12 protein-coding genes are annotated in these 15905 nt (G+C 66.4%); 3 read left to right on the forward strand and 9 right to left on the reverse strand.

The features are described 5' to 3' along the window. Positions 1-16: 16 nt before the first annotated feature. Entirely contained in the window at positions 17-1321 is a 1305-nt protein-coding gene (locus ACIQTU_RS09160; protein WP_400545587.1) for a diguanylate cyclase domain-containing protein, read from the reverse strand. A gap of 195 nt (positions 1322-1516) precedes the next feature. Between ACIQTU_RS09160 and ACIQTU_RS09165 the strand changes: the two genes are divergently transcribed. Further along, positions 1517-2437 (forward strand): YihY/virulence factor BrkB family protein, encoded by a 921-nt coding sequence (locus tag ACIQTU_RS09165; protein WP_400545590.1) that lies wholly within the window; start codon positions 1517-1519, stop codon positions 2435-2437. Here the strand turns inward: ACIQTU_RS09165 and ACIQTU_RS09170 are convergent. Continuing rightward, positions 2403-2645 carry a sulfurtransferase TusA family protein gene (locus ACIQTU_RS09170; protein ID WP_400545593.1) on the reverse strand — a complete coding sequence of 81 codons (243 nt, stop codon included), beginning with the start codon at positions 2643-2645 and terminating at the stop codon, positions 2403-2405. The two genes, ACIQTU_RS09165 and ACIQTU_RS09170, sit on opposite strands and share 35 nt — an antisense overlap. Continuing rightward, the gene (locus ACIQTU_RS09175) at positions 2642-3136 is read right to left on the reverse strand and encodes a CinA family protein (protein ID WP_400545596.1); all 495 of its coding nucleotides are present in this window, start codon (positions 3134-3136) and stop codon (positions 2642-2644) included. Before ACIQTU_RS09175 ends, ACIQTU_RS09170 begins: the two co-directional genes overlap by 4 nt. 83 nt (positions 3137-3219) lie before the next feature. On the opposite strand from ACIQTU_RS09175, the gene ACIQTU_RS09180 reads away from it, so the two are divergent. Beyond that, positions 3220-5496: a spermidine synthase gene (locus ACIQTU_RS09180; protein WP_400545599.1), complete on the forward strand. Its 2277-nt coding sequence runs from the start codon at positions 3220-3222 to the stop codon at positions 5494-5496. Here the strand turns inward: ACIQTU_RS09180 and mfd are convergent. After that, positions 5493-8930 (reverse strand): transcription-repair coupling factor, encoded by a 3438-nt coding sequence (gene mfd, locus ACIQTU_RS09185; RefSeq protein WP_400545602.1) that lies wholly within the window; start codon positions 8928-8930, stop codon positions 5493-5495. The two genes, ACIQTU_RS09180 and mfd, sit on opposite strands and share 4 nt — an antisense overlap. Positions 8931-8941: 11 nt before the next feature. After that, positions 8942-9259, reverse strand: a complete 318-nt coding sequence (locus ACIQTU_RS09190) for a succinate dehydrogenase assembly factor 2 (protein WP_400545605.1) — start codon at positions 9257-9259, stop codon at positions 8942-8944. Positions 9260-9342: 83 nt separating this feature from the next. On the opposite strand from ACIQTU_RS09190, the gene recG reads away from it, so the two are divergent. After that, entirely contained in the window at positions 9343-11433 is a 2091-nt protein-coding gene (recG, locus tag ACIQTU_RS09195; RefSeq protein WP_400545608.1) for an ATP-dependent DNA helicase RecG, read from the forward strand. Here the strand turns inward: recG and ACIQTU_RS09200 are convergent. Genes ACIQTU_RS09200 through kdsA form a run of 4 tightly spaced genes read right to left on the reverse strand, consistent with a single transcriptional unit; the run spans position 11430 to position 15894 of the window. Then, complete coding sequence (locus tag ACIQTU_RS09200; protein ID WP_400545611.1) at positions 11430-12539, reverse strand: DUF3089 domain-containing protein; 1110 nt, start codon at positions 12537-12539, stop codon at positions 11430-11432. The genes recG and ACIQTU_RS09200 overlap by 4 nt on opposite strands. After that, a complete protein-coding gene (gene rfaD, locus ACIQTU_RS09205) occupies positions 12536-13537 on the reverse strand; it encodes an ADP-glyceromanno-heptose 6-epimerase (protein WP_400545614.1) in 1002 nt (333 codons plus the stop codon). Before rfaD ends, ACIQTU_RS09200 begins: the two co-directional genes overlap by 4 nt. Continuing rightward, the gene (gene rfaE2, locus ACIQTU_RS09210) at positions 13534-14997 is read right to left on the reverse strand and encodes a D-glycero-beta-D-manno-heptose 1-phosphate adenylyltransferase (protein ID WP_400545617.1); all 1464 of its coding nucleotides are present in this window, start codon (positions 14995-14997) and stop codon (positions 13534-13536) included. Before rfaE2 ends, rfaD begins: the two co-directional genes overlap by 4 nt. Before the next feature lie 18 nt (positions 14998-15015). After that, positions 15016-15894, reverse strand: a complete 879-nt coding sequence (gene kdsA / locus ACIQTU_RS09215; protein ID WP_400545620.1) for a 3-deoxy-8-phosphooctulonate synthase — start codon at positions 15892-15894, stop codon at positions 15016-15018. Positions 15895-15905 lie beyond the last annotated feature (11 nt).

Genomic DNA, 15905 nt, shown 5'->3' on the forward strand with positions numbered 1-15905 from the left:
GATTTCAGTCCTGGCTTCAGCCTTTGGACAGGTCAGTCGAGGCGCGCTCCAGAACGGCAGCAGGCGTTTCGCCGTCTTGCATCTCGGCCACGCCGACGTCGAACTCGACCACGAAGGGCGAGCGGTCCTTGCCTGCGTCAAAGGCGGTGCAGGCGATGACCGCCGAAATCCGCTCTGCGGCTTGCCGCGCCGCCGCAGCCCCCGTCGCCGGCAGCACCAGGGCGAAAAGTTCAGGCCCCAGACGCGCCGCCGTGTCCTCGACGCGCACCAGACGCGACACCATGGCGCCGATCTGCGGCATCGCCCGGTCCAGCCAGCCGCCAGCGCGCGCCTGACTGATCGGCTCACGCTCCGCCACCCGCAAGACGCAGACCGACAGATCGCGATTGCGCGACCGCGCACCGTCCGCCAATCGAGCCAGATGCGAAGCAAACAGGTCGCGGGTGAACAGTCCCGTAGCGCTGTCCATCAGATCCGAACCACGCACGGAATCGAGCGCGCGTCGAATGGCCTGACGACGGCGATGATTCTGCGCCAGGGCCAGAACCCTATCGGCGGTTTCATCTTCAGGCGTCTCAGCTGCGGCCACGTCGGCAAAGCCGCGACGGAAAAGGTCTTCCAGTTCGACCTCGACCGCCCCGCGAAGATAGAGAACCAGCGGGATATGATAGAGGCGGGTGTTTCGCTTCATGCCCGAGGCGATTGACAGAGCCGGCGCGTGATCCTGCCCACCCCACAGGACGGCGGCGTCAAAGGCCCGCTCATGCAGATAGTCGAAGGCGGTATAGGGCGTCGGCGCCGCGACGACCTCGGCGCCCGCCGCCACGAGCGCATTGGACATGGCCAGGAAGCGCCGGTCAGCCGCCCCGGCGGTCAGGATCTGCAGCGGCGTTTCGCCCAGATCGGGCGCCGTCAGCGCCACGCCGTGGGCCGCGAAAGTGGCCTGTCTCAGCCGGAATTCTTCTTCAGCAATGCCTGCGCGGGTCAGTTGCTCCAGGCGCAGGGCGGCCTGTGACGGATGCGGCGGTGACGACATCATCAGATCCGCATCGCCGCCATCGGCCGCTCTGCTTCCTATCACCAGAATGGGCAGATAGCGCGGTGCTGCGGCCTCACGCAGAAAAGCAATAACGCCCTGCTCCTCCAGTCCACGCGCATCCACGACAGCGGCGTCGACGATCATATCCTTCAGCACCAGTTCGGCGGCGTTCAACGATCGCGCCGTCATGGTGGGCCATCCCAGGTGATCCAATCCCTCGCACAGGGGACCGATCAAGACGTCATCAACAGCGACGACCAATAGACGTGGATCGGAATCCAAACACTTCTCTCCCATGGCCTGGACGGCTCGCCCCCGACGCCGATGCTCCAGGCCGGTTTCATGATACCGATCACGCCCCCGATCTAGCAATGGGGACGCAAGAGACCGCCGTGCAAAATCATCGCCGCCTCGATGGGTTTCCCCATAGGCCAAATGAGGTTAATCGGTCGCTTTGACGATGATCGAGGCGAAAGCTTGAATCAGCCCACCTCCCTATTGGCCCAGCCCCTGTTCTGGGGTCGCCTGGCGGTGCGCGCCTTCGCTCGCAGCTGGGGGCGTGACGTCATGCTCTACACCGGCGGCGTATCCTTTTTCGCCCTGCTGGCCCTGTTCCCGGCCATCGCCATCCTGATCGGCTTTTACAAGGCGGTCCTGTCGATCGGTCAGGTCAGCGAACAGGCGACCGCCCTGGCCGATGTTCTGCCTCACGCGGCGCGCGCCATCTTCATCAATGAGATCGACCGCCTGGCTCATACTTCGGCGCGCACCGTTTCGGCGCAAAGCGCCCTGGCCCTGGTGATCGGCGGGTATGCCGCTCATCGTGGTTTCAAGGCCCTGTTGGCTGGTCTTAATCTGATCCATGATGAATCCGAGCCTCACGGCTTCTTCCGGTTCAATCTGCTGGCCGTGTTCGTCGCCTTGTTCGCCTTCGCCCTGTTCACCGTGGTGTCGGGTGCGGTCGTGACCTCCCGGCTACTGGAGCACACCCAGGATTCTCGTGTCCTGGCCTGGTTGACCCTGCCGCTGGACGGCCTTTGGCCTTCGCTGGGGCTTTGGCTGGGGCTGACCATGCTCTATCGTTATGCCATGTCCCACAAGACGCGCGTAGCCTGGGCGCCGGCCCTGCTGGGCGGACTGACGGCGACCGTCATGTCGTCGGTCTTCTCGTGGCTTTGCGCCATCTACGTCGAACAAATCGCTCAGTTGGGCGCCACCTACGGGTCCGTCGGCGCGGTGGTGGTGCTGCTGATCTGGCTGTCGTGGAACGTCAACGCCATCTTCTACGGCGGCGCCTTCGCCACGGAGCTGGAGATCGCCTGGAAGCCGGAAGAGCCGGAGATTGAAACCGGCGGTTCGGTCGTCAATCTGTCGGAGCGACGCCAATCTCGACAGTAATACGCAGGACGCCGTCCCGCTCCTCGACGCCGCAGACCGTCCCGCCCAGATCACCCATTAGATAAGGCACGTCGATCCGCGCCATCGGATCCGTCGCCAGCAGCGTCAGACGAGCGCCCGACGCCATCCCCTCCATCGCCTTGCGCAGCCGAAGGCTCGGCACCGGACAGCGGTGACCCCGCGCATCGACCAGAACCACTTCGCTCATGTCGACACCGCATCCAGCAGAAGCGCCAGGGCGACGCGCACACTTTCCAGCCGCACCGCCTCGCGCCCGATGTCTCCGAACCGGCGCTCGACATGAACCACGGCGCCGTTGGGTCCGACAGCGGCGAAATGCACCAAGCCGACCGGCTTATCCTCTGACCCGCCGCCAGGACCGGCCACCCCAGTAATGGACACGGACGCCGAGGCCCGAGACCGCTCGATCGCGCCCAAGGCCATAGCCCGCGCCACTGGTTCCGACACCGCGCCGAACTGCGCGAGCAGGTCGTCAGGAACGCCCAGAAGCTCGGCCTTCGCCTCATTGCTGTAGGTGACGAAGCCACGGTCCAGAGCCGCCGACGAGCCGGCAATCGCTGTCAGCGCGCCCGACACCAACCCGCCGGTGCAGCTTTCGGCCGTAGCGACCATGACGCCAGCCTTCAACGCCTCCTGGATGACGGCAATGGCCGAGGCCTGAATATCGTCCGGGAACATGGCAGTGGCTCCGTCTGCGAGTCGGTCTAACCTGCTGAACAGGGGGCGGGTCTCTCAACCATGCCGATGCCAGCGGATCGCGAATGACCGATTCCACCATGACGACGGCCGTTCGCAAGGCCGATGCGATAACACCCGCCTTGTTCGCCGTCGCCATTTTCACGTCGGCGTCGCTCGTTTTTATCGTCCAGCCCATGGCAGCCAAGCTGATCCTGCCGATGCTGGGCGGATCGCCGTCGGTCTGGAACACCTCAATGGTCTTCTTCCAGACCGCGCTGCTTGCCGGATACGGCTACGCCCACCTGCTGCAACGGGTCCGATCGCTGAAATGGCAGGCGGTCATTCACCTGGGCCTGCTGCTGGCCGCGTCATCCTTTCTGCCCTTGCAGATCAGCGGCCTGCTGGGCGAGCCCGATCCGGCCGCGCCTTCCGCATGGCTCCTGGCGACACTGGCCTTATCAGTCGGCGCGCCCTTCGCCGTTCTATCGGCCACGGCGCCGCTGTTGCAGGCCTGGTATGCGAGGGTTCGCGCCGGTCACGCCGACGGCCAGAACCCCTACGTGCTCTACGCCGCCTCCAACCTCGGCAGCTTCCTGGCCCTGCTCGCCTACCCTGCCGTGGTCGAGCCGCTGATGTCCCTGTCGAGCCAAAGGTCGGGTTGGACTGGCGGCTACGGCCTGTTCGTGGTTCTGGTGCTCGGGCTGACCGCTGCGGTCTGGCGCCGCCGAATTCAGGACGCGCCCGAGCCTGCCCCTCTCGCCCTCAGCACGCCCATACCCTGGCGCGAGAAGGGCATTCTGGTCCTGCTGGCCGCCACCCCGTCCAGCCTGATGCTGGGCGTCACCGCCCACCTGTCGACCGACGTGGCCTCGGCCCCCTTTCTCTGGGTCGCGCCTCTGGCCCTCTATCTGCTGACCTTCGTGATCGCCTTCCAGACCCGGCCGTTGATCAGCCTGCCGACCACCCTGGTGATTCAGGCCGCGCTGGCCGCCGTCGTGGTCAGTCTAGTGGGCATGAGCACTGGCCAGTGGCTTCTGCTGCTGCTGGGGCATCTCGCGGCCTTCTTCTTCACCGCCCTGATGTGTCACCAAAGGCTGGCCGCGCGGCGACCGGCGCCGGATCGCCTGACCGAGTTCTACCTGCTGCTGTCGCTGGGCGGCGTGGTGGGCGGAGCCTTCAACGCCTTGATCGCCCCCGTTATCTTCAACGGTGTCTGGGAGTATCCGTTGGTCATGGTGCTGGTCGGGCTGGCGCGCCCCTGGGGTGACGGCCCCCTGTCGCGTCGCGACGTGGTGCTCCTGCTGATCGGCGTCGGCGCCGCCATCGCGCCCCCGGTCATCCTTGAGTTCATGCGCTACAATCCCGAATTTCGTGCCCTGCTCAGCGACCAGGCGCGATTGCAGATGGTGCAGTTCATTCTGGGCGGCGCTGCGATCTGCGCCTTTCTTGTGCGTGACCGCGCGGTCCTGTTCACACTCATCGTCGCCACCATCACCCTGTCGGCCCACCACGTCGGCCGCGGCTATGACTGGAACCTGACCGAGCGGAGCTTCTTCGGCGTCATGCGAGTGGCCGTCACGCGCGACGACGGCATGGGCGGGGAACTCCATGTCCTGATGCACGGCACGACCCTGCACGGGGCTCAGGCACGCGCGCCCGGCTTCGCCTGCAGCCCGACCATGTATTACGCCACGGCTACGCCTCTCGGTCAGGCCGCTCAGCGCATTCAGGCTCGTACGTCCGCCGCCAAGATCGGCGTGGTCGGTCAGGGCTCGGGCGCCATGGCCGCCTACAAGCGCGCCGAAGACGAAATGACCTTCTTCGAGATCGACCCCATGGTGGACCGCGTCTCGCGCGATCCGTCCTGGTTCACCTACATCTCGAACTGCGCCGACGGCCCGATCCGCACGGTTCTGGGCGACGCCCGCCTGACCATGGCGAAAGAGGCGCCCGGCACCTATGACCTGCTGGTCATCGACGCCTTCTCGTCAGACGCTGTGCCGACCCATCTGCTGACGGTCGAGGCCATTCAAGGCTATCTGAAACTGCTGAAGCCCGACGGCGTGGTGGTGTTGCACCTGTCGAACCGCAACCTCGAGATCACCATGCCGGCCGTCGCCGCCGCGCGTCAGCTGGGCGCCGCCGATCTGCATCAGATTTACATCGAGCAACCCAACGCGCCTGAAATGGCCGAGGCCTCGACCGAGGCGCTGGCCCTCTCGCCGACACCTGAGGGTCTGGCCGACTTCAAGGCCGACGCACGCTGGCGCAAGCTGGCGCCGACTGGGGTCCGCCCCTGGACCGACGACTACGTCAACCTATTCGGCGCCCTGATCCGCCAGATGAAGGGTCGCGGTTAAGCGGCCCCCGCCACCCGCGCCAGATCGGCGGTGATCCGCTCGGCGACCTTGAGGCGGTCGTCGGGCGTGGGCCATTCGCCCTTCACCACGATCTTCTGATCCGGGCGGATCTTCCAGAAGGCTTGGTTCTTCTGGATCAGGCCCACCAGCCCCATGGGATTGGGGAAGCTGTTGTTGCGCAGGGTCAGAACCGCACCCTTGGGCCCGATGTCGATCTTCTCGATGCTGGCCGTGCGGCAGTTGGCCTTGATGCCGACGATCCGCAGAAGCTGCTGCGCCTCGTCCGGCAGCGGACCGAAGCGGTCGATCAACTCAGCCGCCATGGCCTCGCGGTCCTCCATCTTCTCGGCGTCCGACAGGCGACGATAGAGACTGAGTCGAACGTTCAAATCAGGCACGTAAGTTTCTGGAATCAGGACCGCAGCCCCGACATTGATCGACGGAGACCAACCCCGGTCCGCGACTTCCTCGCCCGCTTCTCGCAGTTCGGCGACGGCGTCTTCCAGCATCTGCTGATACAGCTCGACCCCGACCTCGCGGATATGGCCCGACTGTTCGTCACCCAGCAGATTGCCGCCGCCACGCTGATCCAGATCGTGGCTGGCCAATTGGAAGCCGGCGCCCAGGTTGTCCAGCGACTGCAGAACCTGCAGACGCCGCTCGGCCGACAGGCTCAGCGGACGCTTGGGATCGGTCGTCAGATAGGCGAAGGCCCGCGCCTTGGACCGGCCGATGCGGCCACGGATCTGGTGCAACTGCGCCAGGCCGAACATATCCGCACGGTGGACGATCAGAGTGTTGGCCGTCGGAATGTCGATGCCGCTCTCGACGATCGTGGTCGAGACCAGAACATCGTACTGACCGTCGTAGAAGGCGCTCATCACCTCCTCCAGCTGGGTCGGGCTCATCTGGCCGTGGCCGACGACGAACTTCACTTCGGGCACCTGCTCGCGCAGGAACTTCTCGATGTCCGGCAGTTCCTTCAGACGCGGCGCGACGTAATAGGCCTGACCGCCGCGGTACTTCTCGCGCAGCAGGGCCTCGCGCACCAGCACCGGGTCCCACGGCGTGACATAGGTCCGCACCGCCAGACGATCGACCGGCGGCGTGGCGATGATCGACATCTCGCGGATGCCCGATAGCGCCATCTGCAAGGTGCGCGGGATCGGCGTCGCGGTCAGGGTCAGCAGGTGAACATCGGCCCGTAGGGACTTCAGCTTCTCCTTGTGCTTGACGCCGAAGTGCTGCTCCTCGTCGACGATCACCAGGCCCAGGTCCTTGAAGCCGACTTGTTCGGCCAGCACCGCATGGGTGCCGACGACGATCTCGAACGTGCCGTCCTTCAGGCCAGCACGCGTCTCGTTGGCGTCCTTGGCCGTAACCATGCGTGACAGGTGCCGCACGGTGATAGGCCAACCGGCGAAGCGTTCGCTGAAGGTCTTGAAGTGCTGGCGCGCCAGCAGGGTCGTGGGGCAGACGATGGCCACCTGCTGACCGCTCATGGCCACGACGAAGGCCGCGCGCAGGGCCACTTCCGTCTTGCCGAAGCCGACATCGCCGCAGATCAGACGGTCCATCGGCGTACCCTTGCCCAGATCTTCCAGCACATCGCCGATGGCGTTCAACTGGTCGTCGGTCTCCTCATAGGGGAAGCGGGCGCAGAATTCGTCGAACAGTCCCGAAGGCGGCGTGATGGCGTCGGACACGCGCAGCGCCCGTTTGGCCGCCAAGGCGATCAGCCCCTCGGCCATGGCGCGCAGGCGCTCCTTGGCCTTGGCCTTGCGCGCCTGCCAGCCCGCGCCGCCCAGACGGTCCAGCTGAACACCGTCAGCGTCCGTGCCGTAGCGTGTCAGAAGGTCAATGTTTTCAACTGGCAAATAGAGCTTGCTGTCACCGGCGTAGAGCAGCTCTAGGCAGTCGTGTGGCGCCTCCTGAATCTCCAGCGTCTTCAGACCCTCATAGCGCCCGATGCCGTGATCCAGGTGCACGACCAGATCGCCCGCCGTCAGCGCCGACGCCTCGGCCAGGAAGTTGGAGGCCCGGCGCTTGCGCTTCGGTCGCGCCAGACGGTCGCCCAGGATGTCCGTCTCGGAAATGACCGCGACCTCGTCGGTGACGAAGCCATGCTCGACCGGCAGGACGGCCCGTAGATAGATGTCCTTCGGGGCCGCCAGGACATCGTCCCAGTCGCGCACCGGCAGGACGTGGGTCAGGCCGTGATCGCCCAGCATGGCCGCCAGACGCTCGGCCGAGCCCTCGGTCCAAGACGCGAACAGGACGCGCTTGCCCTGCCCTTTCAACGTCTCGGCATGCTGCGCCACGGCGGCGAACAGGTTGACGCTATCTTGCGACCGTTCAGCGGCGAAGCTGCGGCCCAGCCGGCCGCCGGCGTCCTCGCCCGATCCCGCCGCCAGCGGCGACAGACGGCGAACGGCCCGTCCGGCCAGAGCGCTGTTCCAATCGCCTTCGTCCAGATAGAGGCTCTGCGGCGTCGGCGCGCGATAGGCCGCGCCGCCCTTGCCCTTGGCGGCTTCCTTGCGCGCCTCATAGGCGTCGGTCGTCAGGCTCCACCGCTCGGCGCGCGCCTGTTCCACCTGGCTGTCGAGGAAGACTGGGGCGCTGTCGGGCAGGAAGTCGAACAGGATGTCGAGCCGGTCGTAGAAGAGCGGCAGCCAGTGCTCCAGCCCCTGACGGCGCGCACCCTCGCTGACGGCGGCGTACATGGGCTCGTCGCCCGCCGCGCCGAACAGGTTCAGATAACCGCTACGGAAGCGAGAGATGGATTCCGCGTCCAGCAGCACCTCAGACACGGGCAACAGGGCGACTTGCTTCAGTTGCCTGGTCGAGCGCTGGGTCTCGGGATCAAAGGCGCGGATGGATTCCAGTTCGCTGCCGAACAGGTCCAGACGCACCGGCTCATCGAAGCCCGGCGGGAAGACGTCGATGACGCCGCCGCGAATGGCGTACTCGCCGCGTTCCGACACGGTCGAGGCGCGCACATAGCCGTTGGCCGAGACGTAACGTTCCAGCGCTCCCGTATCCAGATCACGCCCGACCTTGGCCTCGAAACCGGCGCCGGTGACGGCCTGACGGGGCGGCGTACGCTGGGTAACGGCGGCTATGGTGGCGACCACCAGCAGGGGTTTGGCGTCCGACGGATCGCGCTGGGCCAGCCGGGTCAGGGTCGCCATGCGTTGCGCCGCGACCGAAGCCGTCGGGCTCAGTCGATCGTAGGGCAGGCAGTCCCAGGCGGGATATTCAAGAATTTCAATGTCCTTGGCGAAGAAGCCGAGCGTCTGGGTGAAATTGCCCGCGCGCTGATAGTCCCGCGCGACCAGCAGCCCGACGCCGCCTTGGGCCTTCAGCCGTTCGGCGACGACCAGCGCGTCCAGCCCCTCGGGCGCGCCGCCCAGTTCGACGTCACGCCGCGCCATCGCCTCACTCATCAACCGATACCCTTGGCCACTTCCGCCGCGACGTGTTCCCGCATGAAGGCCCGGATGCGCGCCAGCATCGGCCCGTCGAACTCCGGCGGGGTCGGCTCCTTCTCGATGATCCAGGCGTAGAGGTACTGATCCTCTTCATCCAGCAGGGTCTCGAGCTGATCCAACTCCTCGTCGCTCAGCGTCGGGCCGACCTGATCGGTGAAGGGCCCCAGCACCATGTCAGCTTCGCGGAAGCCGCGTCGCCAGGCGCGATACGAGATCCGGCCCAGGCGCTGGTGCTTCAGATTGTCCTCAGGACGTGCGTCAATATCGGCCACGCGGTTCCTTGCCCGGTCCGTTCATGTGAAGAGTTGGATCAGATAGCGTTCCCGTTCCGTTTTCGCCAGCTATGCTGAGGCTAATGCGGCCCGAGATTCTCTTTCCCCTGTTTGCGGACGTCTCCACCCTGAAGGGGGTGGGGCCTCGAAGCGCGCCTCTGGTGCACAAGCTGGCGGGCCCGCTGGTGCGCGACGTGCTCTTCCTGTCGCCGTCCGGCATCATCCAGCGTCGCCTTACGACCGCCGCCGCCGCCGTCGAGGGCGAGATCGGCGTTTTCGATGTCCTGATCGATCGTCTGATTCCGCCCCACAAGATCGGCGCCCCGCTGAAGATGCGGACGTCGGATGACACCGGCTTCGTCCACCTGATCTGGTTCGCCGGTTCGCCCCGCCATATCGAGAGCCTGGCCCCGCGCGGCGAGCGGCGGCTGGTGACAGGCAAGGTCGAGCGCTTCAACAACGAGGTGCAGGTCGCGCACCCCGACTACATCCTGCCGCTGGAAAAGGCAGACGAGATTCCCCTGTCCGAACCCGTCTATCCGGCGACGCAGGGCCTGACCTCGCGCGTGGTGCGCAAGTTGGTGCAGGGCGCGCTGGCGACGGCCCCGGAACTGGCCGAGTGGCAGGACCCCTCCTGGCTGTCGGCGCGCCGCTGGCCCGGCTGGCGCGCGGCGCTGGAGACCCTGCACGCCCCGACCTCGGAAACGGACCTGACGCCCGAGTCCCCGGCCCGTCAGCGCCTGGCCTATGACGAGTTGTTCGCCCACCAACTGGCCCTGGCCCGCCGCCGCCGCACGCGAAAGATCACGCCGGCGGCGCGCATCGCGGCGGGCGAGGCCTCGAGGCGCCTGCTGGCCGCCCTGCCCTTCACCCTGACCGGCGCACAGGCGCGCGCCATCGAGGAAATTCGCACCGACCTGTCATCCGGCGAGCAGATGGGCCGGCTGCTGCAGGGCGACGTGGGATCAGGCAAGACCGCCGTGGCCGCCCTGGCCCTGGCCGACGCCGCCTCCAGCGGCTTCCAGTCCGCCCTCATGGCCCCGACCGAAATCCTGGCCCGCCAGCATTATCAGCGGCTGGCCCCCATGCTGGAGGAAGCCGGCGTCTCGACCGTCCTGCTGACCGGCCGCGACACACAGGGAGAACGGCGCAAACGACTGGCGGCGCTGGCCTCCGGCGAAGCTCAGGTCGCCATCGGCACCCACGCCCTGTTCCAGGACGCGGTCCAGTTCAACCGACTGGCCCTGACCGTCATCGACGAGCAGCACCGCTTCGGCGTCAACGAGCGCCAGCGACTCCAGGCCAAGGGCGATCCGGCCATCGGCGGCGTCCACCTGCTGACCATGTCGGCCACGCCCATCCCGCGCACCCTGGAGCTGACCCAGTACGGCGAGCTGGAAGTCAGCCGTCTGATGGAGAAGCCGCCCGGTCGCACCCCTGTCGCCACCGCCGTCCTGCCTCTGGTCCGCATCGGCGAAGTGGCCAAGAGACTGAAGGCGGCGATCGACAGCGGGGCGCAGGCCTACTGGATCTGTCCTCTGGTGGCCGAATCCGAGGCCATCGACCTGGCCGCCGCCGAGGAACGCGCAAACGATCTGCGCCGCATCCTTCAGGTAGAGGTCGGCCTGGCCCACGGCCAGATGCCCGGCGCCGAGCGCGAAGCCGTCATGGCCGAGTTCGCGGAAGGGCGTATCCCGCTTCTGGTCGCCACCACGGTCGTCGAGGTGGGCGTGGACGTGCCCAACGCCTCCATCATGGTCATCGAACACGCCGACCGTTTCGGTCTGGCCCAGTTGCACCAACTGCGCGGCCGCGTCGGTCGCGGGGCCAAGTCCAGTTCCTGCATCCTGCTTTACGGCGGTCAGGACGGCGCCTTGGGAGAGACCGCGCGTGAGCGGCTGGAGACCCTGCGTCGCACCGAGGACGGTTTCGAGATCGCAGAGGAAGACTTCCGCCTGCGCGGCGGCGGCGATCCTCTGGGCCTGAAGCAGAGCGGCTTCCCCGCCTATCGCTTCGCCGATCCGATCAAGCACCGCTCGCTGATGCTGGCGGCGTCCGACGACGCCCGCCTGATCCTGGGTCGCGATCCCGACCTGACCAGTCCGCGCGGCGAGGCCGTTCGGGTGCTGGAGGCCCTGTTCGACTGGCGCAACGAGCGTCCGGGAATCGACTAGACGGCAGGCGTCTGCCTGGCCTTCCAGGCCGCCAGCCGCGTCAGTGCATCAGCCTCGATGTCGGCGTAGAAGAGGTTGAAAGGCGGGATTTTGCGTCGGTCAGCCCATGAGCCTCGCGGGCGGAAGGATTCGGAGTTCAACGGGGATCGCCATAGAATCCCGTCACGACATTCCGCCGCCACGATGCGGCTCTGAAAGGCTGGCCTGACGCCCCACTCCAGATTGGTCGCATTGGTGGCCCCGCGGCTGTCACGCATAGCCGAGACCGGGTGGTTCACTGACCCCGTCACCGGATTGACGCAGGCCGTCGGCGCGCCCTCGGCGCTGATCAGCGCCCCGCGCTCGTCCCAGACCAGGGCGCGCCGCAACACACGCTTGGCGTCGGTTTCATCGCCCTGCTCGACCGATCTCCAAGCCAGGGCGCAACCGACCTCGTTGCGGCTCTGGCAAAGCGGAACGTCGCCAAAGCGGGCCTCCGGGATCACGCCCTCCATGAGATATGCCGCTACAAGCCGTTGTTTTAGTGCGTGGTCATGCGCCAAACGATCATGCAGCAACCGATCGACCAGATCCGCCCCCTGTTCCGCGCCAACCAGGACGATCGGCCCGGTGGGATGGCTCTGCAACCAGATGCTGAAGGCTGCATCGACGTCCCTGTAGGCAAAGGCCCGGGCTTCCCGTGCGTCCTCGCGCATCGTCAGGCGCGTATAGAGACTAGCCTGGCGGTAACGCGGCGCGCTGACGTCGCCCGTGCGGGCGAACGGCCCTGCGTAATTGGGAAGGACGCCACGCCGAAGGTCGTCGGCGGCGCTACGGTCGTCGATAGGACCGTTCCAGTGCTTGCCGCCTTCATAGGTCGTCGAATGAACGAAGAAGACATGAGCGCCCCCAGCGCCTGGCGCCCGCGCATCCCGTAGCACCCAGGCTGACGCCTGCTCGTAATTGGGCACGGGCGGCGGATCATAGGTCTGGAACGGCACCTGAGGGTCCAGACCCGCCTTGAGGATATCGCCACGCCAGACCGCCACGGCGGCTACCAGGATAAAGACGAGCACAAAGCCCGTGATGCCGACCCACTGGCGCAAGGTCAGGCCGGGCTTCTTCATCGATAGGGATCCGGCTGGGACAGGAAGTCCTGTACGTAACGACGCACGCCTTCTTCCAGCGGCGTCGACTGACCGCCGTAGCCGAGAGCTCGGATGCGATCCATGCTGGCCTCGGTGAAGTACTGATAACGGTCGCGAATCGCCTCAGGCATGTCGATATAGGCGATGGACGGTGCCCTGCCCGCCGCTGTGAAGGTCGCTCGCGCCAGGTCAGCAAACGACCGCGCCTGGCCCGAGCCGGCGTTGAACACGCCCGAAATATCCTCGCGCTCCAACAGCCAGAGAATGATGTTCACCACATCGTCGACATAGACGAAGTCGCGCAATTGGCCCCCATCGGGATAGTTGGGGTTGTGCGACTTAAATAGGCTGACGGTCTCGCCCGCCTGAACCTTGGGCCAGATCTGGGCCACAACCGACTTCATCCCGCCCTTGTGGCCCTCGTTGGGGCCATAGACGTTGAAGAATTTCAGGCCAGCCCACTGACGCGGCGCCTGATGGCGATCCGCTTGCCGTACAGCATATTGGTCGAAAAGGTATTTTGAATACCCATAGGCGTTTAGAGGACGAAGTGCATTCAGGTTCTCAGGATCGTCACGATCCTCGAAGCCGGTTTCGCCGTCGCCATAGGTGGCCGCCGACGAGGCGTAGATCATCCGCACGTCGCGCAGGGCGCACCAGTCCCAGATATCGCGCGACAGGCTGAAGTTGGTGCGCAGGATCAGGTCCGCGTCCGGCTCGGTCGTCGAAGAGATGGCGCCCATGTGCACGACGGCCTCGATGCGCTCGGCGTGACGCTCCAGTTGCTCGAACAGCTCTTCCGGCGCCCAAAGGTCAGCGATCGGGTGCTTGGCGATATTCTTCCACTTGGCCAGATCGGCGGTTTCCAGCCGATCGCAGACGACCACGTCCCAGACGCCGGCTTCGCACAGACGCGCCACAATGTTGGAGCCGATAAAGCCGGCGCCGCCCGTCACCACGATCATGCGAGGGGTCATTCAGCAACTCCGGTCGTCATCTTCTCGATGGTCTTGGTCGTCGAATAGCCGTCGGCGAACTCAGCCAGACGGACCTCGCCGCCCCAGCTTTCGACCTCGGCGGCGCCGACGACCTTGTCCTTGGTGTAATCCGCGCCCTTGATCAGCACGTCAGGCCGCAGCCGCTCGATCAGGGCGATGGGTGTCGGGTCGTCAAAGGCGGTGACGCGATCCACGCTGGCCAGTCCGCCGATCACGGCGGCGCGGCTGTCCAGATCGTTGACCGGCCGTCCCTCGCCCTTCAGACGGCGCACCGAGGCGTCGGTGTTCAGCGCCACCACCAGCCGATCGCACCAGCCGCGCGCCTGGGCCAGATAGGCGACGTGACCACGGTGCAGGATGTCGAAGCAACCGTTGGTGAAGCCGACCTTCAGGCCCTGACGCTTCCACGCCTCGACCTGATCCGACAGCTCGTCCAGCGGCGTGACCTTGGACTGGGCTAGAGCCGCGTGCTGGCTCATCTCGGCCTCGACGAGCTCGGCGGGGGTCACGACAGCGGTGCCGCTCTTACCCACGACAACGCCCGAGGCAAGGATGGCGAACTGCACTGCCTGCTCCAGCGTCGCGCCAGCGCCCAGCGCCAGACCCAGCGCGGCAAGGCAGGTGTCGCCTGCGCCCGAGACGTCGAAGACTTCGCGCGCCCGACCGGGGAAATGCGTCACCCCGTCGCCGCGCCGCGCCAGGGTCATGCCCTTCCCTGCGCGGGTGACGATGACGGCTTTAGCGGTCGTCGCGTCCAGCAAGGCGGCCAGCGCAGCCTCGACCTGTTCGTCGGTCTCGGTCGGCAGGCCGGTGGCGCCCGCCAGTTCGCTGGCGTTTGGCTTGATGACGTCGACCGCGCCATAGCGGGCGAAGTCCCGGCCCTTGGGATCGACGATGACCGGCGCCCCGTACTCGGCCCCTGCCCACAGCGCCGCCTGAATGGCGCCGTCGTCCACCACGCCCTTGGCGTAGTCGGACAGCAGGATGGCCTCAGCGCCCTGGAACGCGGCCCTGTCCGCATAGCCCGAATGGGGCGCGGCTTCGTCGTCGAGGCGCAGCAGTTGCTGACCAGCGGCGACAAAGCGCGTCTTGACGATGGTAGCGGCGGCTTCGGGACGGATCACGGCATCCTCGATCCGATCTTCGGCGGCGATCAACTCGGCAAGCTCAGCGCCCGCCGCATCCTGTCCCGCAACGGCGCCCAGCCGGGCCTGACCGCCCAGGGCGGCGACGTTGCGCGCCACATTACCCACGCCGCCGAGCATGGCCACGGTCCGGCGCGCGCGCAGGACCGGGATCGGCGCCTCGGGCGAGATGCGGCTGACCTCGCCATAGACATAGCGATCCAGCATCAGGTCGCCTACGCAGGCGACCTTCAGCTCATGCACCTGCGCCAGCAAACCTTGCAGCGCGCCCAAATCAAGTGATCGTTCAGCCATGACGCCGAACTACCGGATTCAGGCCGGGTTCGCCATCGGCGCCTTGGCGCCGACCTTGATGGCCAGATCATCGAAGGCGATCAGTTCGGCAGCCAGAGCCTCGAACTGGTCCAGCGGCACCATGTTGGGGCCGTCCGACGGGGCGTTGTCGGGGTCTTCGTGCGTTTCCAGGAAGACGGCGTCCACGCCGACAGCCACGGCGGCGCGCGCCAGCACCGGCACGAACTCGCGCTGGCCGCCGGAGGACGTACCCTGCCCGCCCGGCTGCTGCACGCTGTGGGTCGCGTCAAAGACGACGGGGCAGCCGATCTCGCGCATGATCGGCAGGGACCGCATGTCGCTGACCAGGGTGTTGTAGCCGAAGCTGGCGCCGCGCTCGCAGGCCATGACGTTCGGATTGCCCGCGCCGACCACCTTGGCGATGACGTTCTTCATGTCCCAGGGGGCCAGGAACTGACCCTTCTTGATGTTGATCGCCTTGCCGGTGGCGGCGGCGGCCAGCAGCAGATCGGTCTGACGCGACAGGAAGGCCGGGATCTGCAGCACGTCCACAGCCTCGGCCACGCCTTCGCACTGGGCCTCGGAGTGGACGTCGGTCAGGGTCGGCAGGCCGGTGACTTCACGGATTTCGGCGAAGATCGGCAGGGCGTCCTTCAGGCCGATGCCGCGCGCGGCGGTGGCGCTGGTGCGGTTCGCCTTGTCGAAGCTGGTCTTGTAGATGATGCCGACGTCCAGACGGTCGCCGATTTCCTTCAGCCGATGCGCCGTCTCCAGCGCATGCTGGCGGCTTTCCATCTGGCACGGGCCGGCGATGAAGACGATACGGCGGCAGCCGCCGATCACGACGGGCTTTTTGAGGCCTTCGGACAGTTCGATGACGGCGTTGGGACGGTTCACGGCGGCGCTTT

It is taken from the genome of Brevundimonas sp. NPDC090276 (assembly GCF_044772165.1).
Taxonomy (GTDB): Bacteria; Pseudomonadota; Alphaproteobacteria; order Caulobacterales; family Caulobacteraceae; genus Brevundimonas.

Coding starts and splice junctions, on each gene's coding strand:
- mfd (WP_400545602.1), bottom strand. CDS start 8,930: ATGGCGCGGCGTGACGTCGAACTGGGCGGCGCGCCCGAGGGGCTGGAC.
- ACIQTU_RS09180 (WP_400545599.1), top strand. CDS start 3,220: ATGACCGATTCCACCATGACGACGGCCGTTCGCAAGGCCGATGCGATA.
- ACIQTU_RS09170 (WP_400545593.1), bottom strand. CDS start 2,645: ATGAGCGAAGTGGTTCTGGTCGATGCGCGGGGTCACCGCTGTCCGGTG.
- rfaE2 (WP_400545617.1), bottom strand. CDS start 14,997: ATGGCTGAACGATCACTTGATTTGGGCGCGCTGCAAGGTTTGCTGGCG.
- recG (WP_400545608.1), top strand. CDS start 9,343: ATGCGGCCCGAGATTCTCTTTCCCCTGTTTGCGGACGTCTCCACCCTG.
- ACIQTU_RS09175 (WP_400545596.1), bottom strand. CDS start 3,136: ATGTTCCCGGACGATATTCAGGCCTCGGCCATTGCCGTCATCCAGGAG.
- ACIQTU_RS09200 (WP_400545611.1), bottom strand. CDS start 12,539: ATGAAGAAGCCCGGCCTGACCTTGCGCCAGTGGGTCGGCATCACGGGC.
- rfaD (WP_400545614.1), bottom strand. CDS start 13,537: ATGACCCCTCGCATGATCGTGGTGACGGGCGGCGCCGGCTTTATCGGC.